At 34.1% G+C, this 3,315-nt stretch carries 2 protein-coding genes and 1 pseudogene; 2 read left to right on the top strand and 1 reads right to left on the bottom strand.

The features are described 5' to 3' along the window. Positions 1-199: 199 nt before the first annotated feature. Positions 200-1,591 (bottom strand): LutB/LldF family L-lactate oxidation iron-sulfur protein, encoded by a 1,392-nt coding sequence (locus FLS47_RS16230; protein ID WP_149915375.1) that lies wholly within the window; start codon positions 1,589-1,591, stop codon positions 200-202. Between the two features lie 179 nt (positions 1,592-1,770). On the opposite strand from FLS47_RS16230, the gene FLS47_RS19105 reads away from it, so the two are divergent. Both FLS47_RS19105 and FLS47_RS18670 read left to right on the top strand, forming a co-directional pair. Then, complete coding sequence (locus FLS47_RS19105) at positions 1,771-2,076, top strand: DUF4372 domain-containing protein (RefSeq protein ID WP_223225381.1); 306 nt, start codon at positions 1,771-1,773, stop codon at positions 2,074-2,076. A 124-nt stretch (positions 2,077-2,200) separates the two neighbouring features. Then, positions 2,201-2,836 (top strand): annotated as a pseudogene (locus FLS47_RS18670) (IS4 family transposase). Positions 2,837-3,315: the final 479 nt, after the last annotated feature.

Raw genomic sequence — 3,315 nt, forward strand, 5'->3', positions numbered from 1 at the left:
ATTAAAAATAATATCGTCAGGAACTGGCGATTACACGGGCGGAGACTCAAATAAGACTTTGGCAACAAAGCACAAGTCTGTGAAGCCCGAAGCCCATTTGTCTTTAGCAAATGGGTAGTTCACATCATCTTAGATGGAATGAGCATCTCGTGAAACTTTTTAGATTTCTCCAATCTTCAAAATGACAAGCCATTGCCTTTTATTTATCCTTATTCTTTTGTTGCTCTTTATATTGTTTCGAGAAAGATTTATCTGGAAATTGAGGTAAATCACGGTTTTCGCCCCAAGCTTTCTTGAAGAAATTACGCATTAAGAAATTTTTAAACTTTCCGCCAAAGAAATCAATCCATTTTCTCTTCTTTATACCAAAAGTAAAACCTTTCCACAGCCGTTGTTCGGAAGCAGGAGCTAGGTTCTCTTGTACAGAATCACGTCTATTTAGCAAAAGCATTTTTTGGATATCAATATTTACAGGGCAAACTTCTGTACACTTTCCACATAGACTAGAAGCATATGAAAGATGTTTAAACTCTTTCATTCCGTTAAGGTGAGGCGATATTAAAGAGCCTATAGGTCCTTGGTAAGTTGTTTCGTACGTGTGACCTCCTATATTTTGGTAAATAGGGCAGACATTAAGACACGCGCCACAGCGTATGCAATATAATCCTTGTCGCTGATCTTTTTTCTCTAAGACATTTGTGCGACCATTGTTTAAAAGTACGACATACATTTCTTCTGGGCCATCAGTTTCTCCTTCTTGTCTTGGGCCACTCAGCAAAGTATTATAAACGGTAAGGTTTTGACCTGTTCCATGTGAAGCCAATAATGGCCAAAACAAATCCAAATCCATCATTGTTGGAATTACCTTTTCTATACCCACTACTGCAATATGGACTTTTGGAAATGTGGTCGTTAAACGCGCGTTTCCTTCATTTTCAGTAATGGCAATACTTCCTGTATCTGCCACGAGAAAATTTGCCCCAGAAATTCCAATTTCAGCTGTTGTATATTTTTCACGTAGCAGCTCGCGCGCTTTCATCGTTAATTGTTCAGCAGTAGCATCTAACGGGGTTTCGAATTTCGCATGGAAAAGTTTGGCTATTTCTTCTAAGCTGAGGTGCATGGCGGGCGTCACGAAGTGATAGGGCTTGTGATCCAATAGTTGAATGATATATTCACCTAAGTCACTTTCTATTGGTTCAATGCCTTTTTTTTCTAAGAAATGATTTAATTCAATTTCTTCGGTAGCCATGGATTTGGATTTGATTACCGATTTGGCATTGTGTTTTTCGAAAATCTTCCAAATCTCTTGTTGAGCTTCTTCTGCATTATCAGCCCAAATTACTTTTCCACCATTTGCCGTAAAATTAGCTTCAAAGTCAACCAAATATTTATCTAAGTTCTCAATAGTGCGCCATTTAATTAGATTCGCTTTCTTTTTAGAGTTTTCTAAATCGAAAAACTTACTTTTTCCCTTTTCGAGAGCCACGTTATATTTATCAATATTATTGGAAATAATCTCGCGGTGTCTAAGATCAAAGGATTTGGCTGAACTTTCTTTTAAAAACTTATTTTCGATATTTTGCGCCATGCTAACTCTACTAATTCTCCTACAAAAATAAAAGCTGGTTATATGCTAACCAACTTTTAAATATAGCCCTAAAAATTTAATTATTGTATTTATATTTCATTGTTGTCCGATAAAAAAGAAGCCAAATTAATGGCTTCTTTAAATGAATCGTAAATTTGTGTTTGGACATACAAAATACGATGGGTAAAAGTACTTATTTTTCGAGTAAATCTGTTTTTCAGACAGCTGATTTCTTTAATAGACGATTCTTGATAAGAAAAGAAGTCAAAAAAAGTGATTCAGATGGTTATACAAAACGATTTAGGACGAAAGACCATTTGATAAGTATGCTTTTCTGTTCATTCTCAAAGTGCACATTACTTCGAGAAATATCCGGCGCAATGCTTGCTCTGTCAGGAAAAACGAATGGTTTTCAGTTAAATCATATTCCGAAAAGAAGTACTTTATCTGATGCAAACAAGAAAAGAGATGTTTTAGTTTTCTGATAATATTTATCATCAATTATTAAAACAATATGGTGGTTTTTTATCGGACAGCCGGATTAAAGATATCATAAAAAAGCAAGTAAAGATTTTTGATAGTTCAATAATTAGCTAGTTCAAGTACATTATGGAGTGCGTTGGCAGAAATCCCAAAAGTGGAAAAAGAAAAGGAGGGGTCAAGGTTCACGCCGTTGTCAATGCGGATGAAATGGTACCGAGTTTGGTCTGGTTCAGCGAAGCTAAAATACACGATCATAATTTTTTAGAGAAATTAAAATGTGATGAAAACACCGTTTATGTTTTTGACAAAGGATACAATGATTACAAGGCTTTTGAGCATTTTACAACTCAAAAAACAGGATTTGTAACTCGGATAAAAGACAATGCCTCGTACCGAAGTATTGAAAAACTAGATATTGGAGAACGGATCCATAATGGCGTTTTTAGAAGATGAAATCATTGAAATTGAAGTAAAAAAGGCAAAGAAATATCAAAATTAAGATTGAGAAAAGTGACATTCTATGACCGGGCAAACAAACGAGAATTTGAATTTTTAACAAATTTATTTGAACTGCGTGCCGATCTTATTGCGGCTCTGTACAAAATAATATGGCAAATAGAGTTATTGTTCAAACAGTTGAAACAGAATTTTCCGTTGAAGTATTTCTTGGGAGATAATGAAAATGCAATCAAGATAAAGATTTATTGCGTTTTGATAGTGAATCTTTTGTTTTGCTGTGATAAAGAAGAGGCTAAAGCGTAATTGGGCATTTTCAAATTTGGTCAGCTTCTGTAAAATCCATCTTTTCAATTACATTAATTTGATGAGATTTTTAGAAAATCTGGAAAAAGACTGGATTATTGATAAAGCAGAGCAAGAACAATTATCTTTTAATTGGTAGCCTGTTTTTGCAAAACCATACAAAACAAAAAATCAAACAGCTGTGAATCAAGTGTATAAAATATAAAATCAAGTAATTTTATATTTTTATCGCACATTAATGTAATAAAATATTAGGGTTAGTGATTTAAAATTAGTGATATATAGGGGAATGAAAAAGGGTGAAAATCCTGTTTTTTGAAATTTAATAAATAAGTGCCAGCAACAAAAAAACGAGGCCGTCTCAAAATAATTGAGGCGGCCTTTTTTAGTTTGACAGGAATTTGTCAGTGTTTATCCACTGTGTGAGCTACAAGTTCATAATATTTCAATATTTTGTTTAAAACGATGAAAAAGCGGTC

It is taken from the genome of Sphingobacterium cavernae (genome assembly GCF_008520265.1).
Classification (GTDB): Bacteria; Bacteroidota; Bacteroidia; order Sphingobacteriales; family Sphingobacteriaceae; genus Sphingobacterium; species Sphingobacterium cavernae.